General features: G+C 63.3%; 6 protein-coding genes. 4 read left to right on the top strand and 2 right to left on the bottom strand.

Going from position 1 to position 7,904, the window contains the following annotated elements:
* Nucleotides 1-132 precede the first annotated feature (132 nt).
* Entirely contained in the window at nucleotides 133-1,212 is a 1,080-nt protein-coding gene (locus tag B3397_RS02090; RefSeq protein WP_296246802.1) for a tartrate dehydrogenase, read from the bottom strand.
* A gap of 107 nt (nucleotides 1,213-1,319) precedes the next feature.
* Here B3397_RS02090 and B3397_RS02085 point away from each other — a divergent pair, with 107 nt between their 5' ends.
* The 3 genes from B3397_RS02085 to B3397_RS02075 all read left to right on the top strand — a co-directional run bounded on the left by B3397_RS02085 (nucleotide 1,320) and on the right by B3397_RS02075 (nucleotide 5,139).
* Nucleotides 1,320-2,228: a LysR substrate-binding domain-containing protein gene (locus B3397_RS02085; protein WP_296246801.1), complete on the top strand. Its 909-nt coding sequence runs from the start codon at nucleotides 1,320-1,322 to the stop codon at nucleotides 2,226-2,228.
* Between the two features lie 192 nt (nucleotides 2,229-2,420).
* The gene (locus B3397_RS02080) at nucleotides 2,421-3,452 is read left to right on the top strand and encodes an ABC transporter substrate-binding protein (RefSeq protein ID WP_296246799.1); all 1,032 of its coding nucleotides are present in this window, start codon (nucleotides 2,421-2,423) and stop codon (nucleotides 3,450-3,452) included.
* A 13-nt stretch (nucleotides 3,453-3,465) separates the two neighbouring features.
* Nucleotides 3,466-5,139 (top strand): GMC family oxidoreductase, encoded by a 1,674-nt coding sequence (locus B3397_RS02075; RefSeq protein ID WP_296246797.1) that lies wholly within the window; start codon nucleotides 3,466-3,468, stop codon nucleotides 5,137-5,139.
* Nucleotides 5,140-5,217: 78 nt separating this feature from the next.
* Here the strand turns inward: B3397_RS02075 and B3397_RS02070 are convergent, their stop codons facing one another.
* Nucleotides 5,218-6,642, bottom strand: a complete 1,425-nt coding sequence (locus tag B3397_RS02070) for an aldehyde dehydrogenase family protein (protein WP_296246795.1) — start codon at nucleotides 6,640-6,642, stop codon at nucleotides 5,218-5,220.
* A gap of 281 nt (nucleotides 6,643-6,923) precedes the next feature.
* Between B3397_RS02070 and B3397_RS02065 the strand changes: the two genes are divergently transcribed.
* Nucleotides 6,924-7,871: a LysR family transcriptional regulator gene (locus tag B3397_RS02065; protein WP_296246793.1), complete on the top strand. Its 948-nt coding sequence runs from the start codon at nucleotides 6,924-6,926 to the stop codon at nucleotides 7,869-7,871.
* Nucleotides 7,872-7,904: the final 33 nt, after the last annotated feature.

Here is a 7,904-nt window from a genome sequence, read left to right as displayed (position 1 = left end):
CACGCCGCTCCTACAAACACCCCACCCCCCTGTAGGAGCGGCGTCCAGCCGCGAAGGCGTCAGCCCCGTCACCACACATCCCAGATCATGCGCCGGCCCCGTCAACACATATCCCGGACCACGCCGGCTACCTCAGCACGCTGCGGCAATCGCTTTGCCCAGTGCCTCGGTATTGCCGGTGCCGCCGATGTCCGCGGTCAATGGGGCGTTTTCCGGTCCCGTGGCCAGGACCTTTTCGATGGCGCTGAGCACGGCTGCGCCCGCTTCGGGATGGCCCAGGTGCTCCAGCATCATCGCCCCGCACCAGATCTGCCCGATGGGATTGGCGATGCCCTTGCCGGCAATGTCCGGTGCCGAGCCATGTACCGGCTCGAACAGGCTCGGAAAATTTCGTTCCGGGTTGATGTTGGCCGAAGGCGCGATACCGATGGTGCCCGTACAGGCCGGCCCCAGGTCGGAGAGAATGTCGCCGAACAGGTTGCTGGCCACTACCACATCGAACCAATCCGGGTGCAGCACGAAATTCGCCGTGAGAATGTCGATGTGGTACTTGTCGACGTTCACCTCTGGGTACTTCTTGCCCATCTCGACCACCCGTTCGTCCCAGTACGGCATGGTGATGGCAATGCCGTTGGACTTCGTCGCCGAGGTCAGGTGCTTCTTCGGGCGGCTCTGGGCCAGCTCATAGGCGAACTTGAGAATACGGTCCACACCCACGCGCGTCATCACCGTCTCCTGCAGCACGATCTCGCGCTCGGTTCCGGGGAACATCTTGCCGCCTACGCTTGAATACTCGCCCTCGGTGTTCTCGCGCACCACCCAGAAATCGATGTCGCCAGGCTTGCGATTGGCCAGTGGCGCTTTCACCCCCGGCATCAACCGGCAAGGGCGCAGGTTCACGTACTGATCGAACTCGCGCCGGAACTGCAGCAACGAATCCCACAGCGAAACATGGTCGGGCACCACGTCCGGCCAGCCCACGGCGCCGAAATAGATAGCGTCATAGCCCTTGAGAATCTCGAACCAGTTGTCGGGCATCATCTTGCCGTGGGCCAGGTAGTAATCGGCGCTGGCAAAATCGAACCAGTCCCACTGCAGAACGAGGTCGTGCTTGGCGGCCACCGCATCGAGCACGCGAACCCCTTCGGGCATGACTTCCTTACCGATGCCGTCGCCGGGGATCACCGCGATCTTGTAGTTGGATTTGCTCATGGTGCCACTCCACTGATTGATGAATACGCCAGCTCAGTGTAATCAGTACCCAGCGATGAATAATTAGCGAAAACGTAAAGCCATTCTTAGATTCAGGTAAACAATTCATGAGCATGATTGACGACTTGAGCTTCTTTCAGCAGGTCGCTACCCGCGCGAGCCTGACCGAAGTGGCGCGGCACCTGGGTTTGTCCTTGCCTGCGGTGAGCAAGCGCCTCAGCCAACTGGAGCAGCGTCTGGGCGTGCAGTTGCTGCAGCGCACCACGCGGCGCCTGTCGTTGACGCCGGAGGGCGTGCTGTACCTCGAAGGCGGCCGGCCGATCCTGCGCCAGCTCGATGAGCTGGAAAGCGCGCTGGTCACGCGCCAACCGACGTTGCAGGGGCGTCTGCGGATCAACGGGACCATGGGTTTCGGACGTCGGCACCTGGCGCCCGTCGTGTCGGAGTTCGCCCGCCTGCACCCGCAGCTGGAGGTCTCTCTGGAGCTGAGCAGTCAGCCGGTGAGCCTGCTCGACGACCAGTTCGACATCGGCGTGTTCATGGGCGAGCCGCCAGACTCACGCCTGATCGCCGTACGCCTGCTGGAAAATCCGCGCATTCTCTGCGCTTCGCCAGGATACCTTGAAGGCATGCCTGCTTTGGCCGAAGTGGCGGATCTGGCCGCGCATAACTGCATCGTGCTGCGCCAGTTCGGCAGCGACTATGCCATCTGGCGCTTTCGCAAGAATGGCCAGGAACACGCCCATAAAGTCACCGGCACGCTGTCCAGCAACGATGGCGAGGTGGCGTTGAGCTGGGCGCTCGAAGGCCACGGGTTGATCCTGCGCTCGCGCTGGGATGTGCAGGAGCATCTGCAGGCCGGCCGCCTGCGCGCCTTGCTAACAGACTACGAGGCGCCGCAAGCCGATGTTTTCGCGGTCTATCAGCAACGCCGCCACACCCCCCAGCGCATTGCGGTATTCGTGCAGTACCTGCGCAACACCTTGGCCCAGCGCACCACCGTAGCAGCGGCGTAAGCCGCGTCCCGCTCCACCCCATAACCCCAGATCATGCCCCTACTGACTAATCGTGCATTGTCCAAAAGCCATCACGTCTTGTACCTTCCAGCCGACCCGCTCGGTAGAACAACAACACATCACCGGTGCAACCTGGGTAACCGTCGAGGTTTTTGTCGCTGCCGAATTAATCTACTACCAGGATGATTTGCCATGAAAAACTTCGGTTCTGTCTTATCCCTGTTGTGCGTAGCGATGACGTGCGCGGCCTCCGCCAGCGCCGAGCAGATCACCTTCGTGTCCCAGGGCGGTGTCTACCAGGAGGCACAGACCAAAGCCATCCTCGACCCCGCCGCCAAATTGCTCGATATCACCATCAAGCAGGACAGCGTCCCCGACGCTTGGCCCATGGTCAAAGCCCAGGGCGAAACCGGCAAGCCGGTGTGGGACGTGATCGACACGCCACCTTCGAACTGCATTCGCGGCGGTCGTGAAGGGCTGATCGAGCCACTGGACCTGGCCAGAATGCCCAACGTCAAAGGCATGCCCGAGGCCTACCGTACCCCCTATTCGGTGGCCTACGAGTTCTATTCCTCGGTGCTGGGTTACAACACCAAGACGCTCAAGAAGGTGCCGCAAAGCTGGGCCGACTTCTGGAACGTCAAGGACTTCCCCGGCACCCGCGCCCTGCGCAACGACCCCATGGGCACCCTGGAAGCCGCGCTGCTGTCCGACGGCGTGCCGCGGGACAAACTCTACCCACTGGACGTCGACCGCGCCTACAAGCGCCTGGCCCAGATCAAACCCGATATTGCCGTGTGGTGGAGTTCGGGTGGTCAGTCGGCGCAGCTGCTCAATGACGGCGAAGTGGACATGCTGATGATCTGGAACGGTCGCGTGGGTGCGGTGAAGAAAGACAACGCCGACGTCAACTTCACCTACAACGACGGCATCCTGCAGAACACCCAGCTGTGCATTCTGAAGAACGCACCGAACCTGGCCGCGGCGGTGAAGTTCGTCGACACCGCCGTGTCGCCTGACCTGCAGGCCGATCTGCCCAAGTACATCGATTACGGCCCTGGCAACCCGGCCGCCTTCGCGACCGGCAAGCTCAGCGCCGAACGCGGCAAGGAGCTGCCAAGCTCGCCGGAAAACGCCGCTAAGCAAGCGCTGATGTCGGAAGAATGGTGGTCGTCTGCCGAAGGCATCGCCGCCAAGGACCGCTGGTTGAAATTCGTCCAGTAAGGCGGTCTGCACAGTGATCGATTATCTGATTCTGGGTGGCGGCAGTGCCGGTTGCGTGCTGGCTGCCCGGCTTTCCGAAGATCCGACCCGGCACGTGTACCTGGTGGAAGCGGGGCGCGATATCGCGCCCGGCAAGATGCCGGCCGCCATTGCCAGTCGTTACCCCGGCCGGGCCTATCTGGACACGCGCAATATCTGGCAGCGCCTGACCGCGCGCATGGCCGGGCAGGGTGGCCGCCGCTATGAGCAGGCCCGCCTGCTGGGAGGCGGCTCGGCAATCAATGCACTGATGACCAATCGCGGCGCCCCGCAGGATTACGATGAGTGGGGCCGACTGGGCGCTGAAGGCTGGGATTGGAACAGCTGCTTGCCGTACTTTCGCAAGCTGGAAACCGACTGTGATTTCAGCGGGCCTTTGCACGGCGATAGCGGACCGGTGCGGATACGGCGCACGGCGCCTGAGTTTCTGTCGCCATTCGTCAAGGCGGTGATGAAGGTGTTGGCGACCCAGGGGTTGCCGACCCGCGCCGACCAGAACGGCGAGTGGCAGGACGGCGTCTACGTGGGTGCCATTGGCGTGAGCGAGCAAGGTGAGCGGATTCCGGTGTCGGTGTGTTATCTCTCCGACGAGGTCCGGGCTCGGCCCAACCTGACGATCCGTACCGACTGCGTGGTGGACCGTGTGCTGTTCGCGGGGACACAGGCAGTGGGTGCGCGCGTGCTGGATCAAGCGGGTACGGCCCAAGAGCTCGATGCAGCACAGGTGATCGTGTGTGCGGGGGCGATTCACAGTCCGGCGCTGCTGATACGCAGCGGCGTTGGGCCGCTGGATCAATTGCTCGATCTGGGTGTGCCGTTGGTGGCTGACCGCCCTGGGGTGGGCGCGAACCTGATGGAGCATCCGTCTATCGCGGTATCGGCGTTGCTGACGGCGCAGGGGCGCACACCCCATGTCGAGGAGCACCATGAGCAGGCGATCGTGCGGTTCTCGTCCGGGCTGCCGAACACGGTGCCCGGTGACATGCACGGGGCGATTCTGTCGCGCTCCGGCTGGCATTCGGTGGGCTACCGGCTGGGGACGATGTTTTTCTGGGTCAACAAGTCTTACTCACGGGGCAGGGTCAGGGTGACGTCCCGGGATCCGCTGCAGGAGCCGGAGGTGAGCTTCGCGATGCTATCCGACCCGCGGGATCTGCAGCGATTGAAGCAGGCCCTGCGCAGGGGTGCCGAGACACTGTCGGCGCCTGCGCTCGAGGCTCAGCGCAGTGTGGTGTTTCCTTCCAGCTATTCGCCAAGGGTGGCCAAGGTGGCGATGCCGGGGCGTTTCAATGCGTTGCAACGCGCGGTGTTGAGCCTGTTGCTGGACATCGCTGGGCCGTTGCGTGGGGTATTGGTACATGGCCTGGTGACTCAGGGTGTGACCTTGAAAAAGCTGCTGGACGATGATCAGGCGCTGACCGAGTTCGTCCAGGCCAATGTGGGCGGCACCTGGCATCCGTCGGGCACTTGCCGGATGGGGCGCGCGGATGATCCTCAGGCGGTGACGTTGGGTGATGGGCGGGTGATCGGGGTGAGTGGCTTGCGGGTATGCGATGCGTCTTTGATGCCGGCGATTCCCTGTGCCAACACCAATGTGCCGACCATCATGATCGCCGAGCGGATTGCGGACATGATCAAGGTTGGCTAGTGCACGTACTGTGGGTGGCTTTCGGGAACGAGGCGGGGGTCGGCGGTGAATGGTCCCCTCACCCCAGCCCCCCGCAACCTACCCCCAACCCACTACCCCCTTCACCTCCAGAAACGCCTCCAGCCCCCATTCGGCATACTCGCGTCCGTTGCCCGACTGCTTGTATCCCCCAAACGGCGCCGCCGCATCCCAGCTTGGATAATTGATGTACACGCTCCCGGCGCGCATCTGCAAAGCAACAGCGCGCGCCCGCTCCAGGCTGGCTGACTGGACGTACGCGGCCAGCCCGAACACGCTGTCATTGGCCATCTGCACCGCGTGCTGCTCATCGGTGTAAGGCTGGATCACCAGCACAGGGCCGAAGATTTCTTCTCGGGAAATCGTCATCTGCGCCTCCACCCCAGCGAAGACAGTCGGCTGCACGTAGTAACCGCTGTCCAGATGCGCCGGCCGTCCCAGACCACCGCACACCAACTGCGCACCTTCCTCGATGCCAATGGCGATAAGCCGTTGGATCGCCTGGTACTGGCGCTCACTGATCACCGGGCCCAAGGTGGTACGCGGGTCGTCAGGCGCGCCGATCTGGTGGGCCTGGGCTGCCTGGCGGGCAATTGCCACGGCCTGGTCATGCAGCGCCGCCGGCACCAGCATGCGCGTCGGTGCGTTGCAGGACTGACCGCTGTTGCCCAGGCAGCCATTGACGCCGGCGGTGACCGCCGCGTGCAGGTCGACATCGTCCAGCAGGATATTGGCCGACTTGCCGCCCAGTTCCTGATGCACCCGCTTGACCGTGGGCGCCGCCAGGCGTGCGACCTCCACCCCGGCCCGTGTCGAGCCGGTGAACGACACCATGTCAACATCAGGATGACGAGCCAGCGCGGCACCCACCGTTGGGCCGTCGCCGTTGAGCAGGTTGAACACGCCTGCCGGCACCCCAGCGCTGTGCATCACTTCGGCGAAGATGATCGCGTTCAGCGGCGCGATCTCGCTGGGCTTGAGCACCATGGTGCAGCCGGCCGCCAATGCCGGCGCCACCTTGCAGGCGATCTGGTTGATCGGCCAGTTCCAGGGCGTGATCAGCGCGACGACGCCCACTGGTTCCTGATTGATCAGCGTGGTGCCGCGGGTCTTGCGAAATTCGAAGCTGTCGAGGGTGCGCAGCATCTGCTCCAGGTGACGTTTGCCGATGCCGGCCTGCCAGTCGTAGGCCAAGGCCTTGGGCGCGCCGACTTCCTGCATGATCGCCTCGGCGATGTCGTCGTAGCGCGCCATGAACGCCTCGAGGACCTGCTCCAGCAACGCCCTGCGCTCAGCCGCAGTGGTCTGGGCAAAACCGGCAAAGGCCCGCCGGGCCGCCCCTACGGCGGCGTCGACATCACGCTGCTCGCCCATGGCGATCTGTGCGAAAGATTGCTCGGTCGCCGGGTTGATCACCGAAAGGCGCTGCACACCCGAGGGTTCAACCCATTGCCCATCGATATAGAATTTCAACACATTATCCAAAGCCCACCCCCGTTCATTACCGTAGCAGCGGCGTAAGCCGCGTCGCTCTTCAATAAGCCACGTGCCGCTGTTGGGCGGTCGATTGCCGAATCATGGCGGAGGGCGGCTATTGAAAGGCGACGGGGCTTACGCCGTAAAAAAAGTGACGCGGCTTACGTCGTAAAAGAGCGACGCGGCTTACGCCGTAGAAAAGCGACGCGGCTTACGCCGCTGCTACAGGATGGGGGGGGTTGTTGGGCGGGGCAATTTACTAATGGTTTTGTCAGGCATAAACTCAGGTCATGTCAAACCTTCGTCGAAAGCTGCCCAGTTCCGGTTCCTTGTTCGTTTTCGAGGCGGCCGCCCGTTGCGGCAGTTTCACCCGCGCGGCCGACGAGCTGTGCGTCAGCCAGCCTGCCGTCAGCCGCATGCTCTCGCGGCTGGAGGAGCACCTGGGGGTGCAGTTGTTCGAGCGCGTTCGCGGCGGCGCGCGGCTCACCGAAAATGGCAGCCTGCTCTACCGCCGCGTACAGGAAGGCTTCAGCACCATCGAAGCGGCGATCAGCGAGATCGAGGCTCGCGCCACCGGCATGGAAACCATCACGCTGTCGGTGTCCACCGCGTTCACCACCCACTGGCTGATGCCGCGCATGAGCCGTTTCAGCGAGCGGTTTCCTGGCGTCGACATGCGCTACCAACTGATGTCCGGGCGCATCGGCGGCCCGTTGGTAGACGTCGATCTGGGCATGCGCTACCTCGACGCGGGCAGCGTGAAAGCCACGGACAGCCTGGTGTTGCCGGAGATCACCCTCCCAGTGTGCAGCCCCCAGTACCGAATGGACACACCTCGCGGCAAGGGCAAGCACGCAGCACCGGCACTGATCCATATGGACAACCAGGACCGCAGTTGGGCCACCCCTTTCGACCAGGGCGGACGTACCGACAATGCGCTGGTGTTCTCCGATTACGCCGTGGTGGTGCAGGCCGCTCTGCTTGGCCAGGGCATGGCACTGGGTTGGCTGAATGTGGTTTCGCACTGCCTGGCCAGCGGCCAATTGCTGCCGATGGGTGATGGGGTCAAGGTCAGTGCAAGGCGCTGCTGCCTGGTGTCGCCGACCAATCGGCCAGCGCGGCCGATCGTCGACAGCGTGCGTCAGTGGATCATCGAAGAGATGCAGGCCGACATCGCTCGAATCGACGCGCTTTACCCCCAGTTAGGCCTGGCGCAGAAGATCGCCGCCGCCTCATGAGAACAGGTATGCCGCGAGCGAGCGAAAAACAGT

Source organism: Pseudomonas sp. UBA4194, assembly GCF_002379585.1.
GTDB lineage: Bacteria > Pseudomonadota > Gammaproteobacteria > Pseudomonadales > Pseudomonadaceae > Aquipseudomonas.
This window is presented reverse-complemented; position numbering and strand designations above follow the sequence as displayed.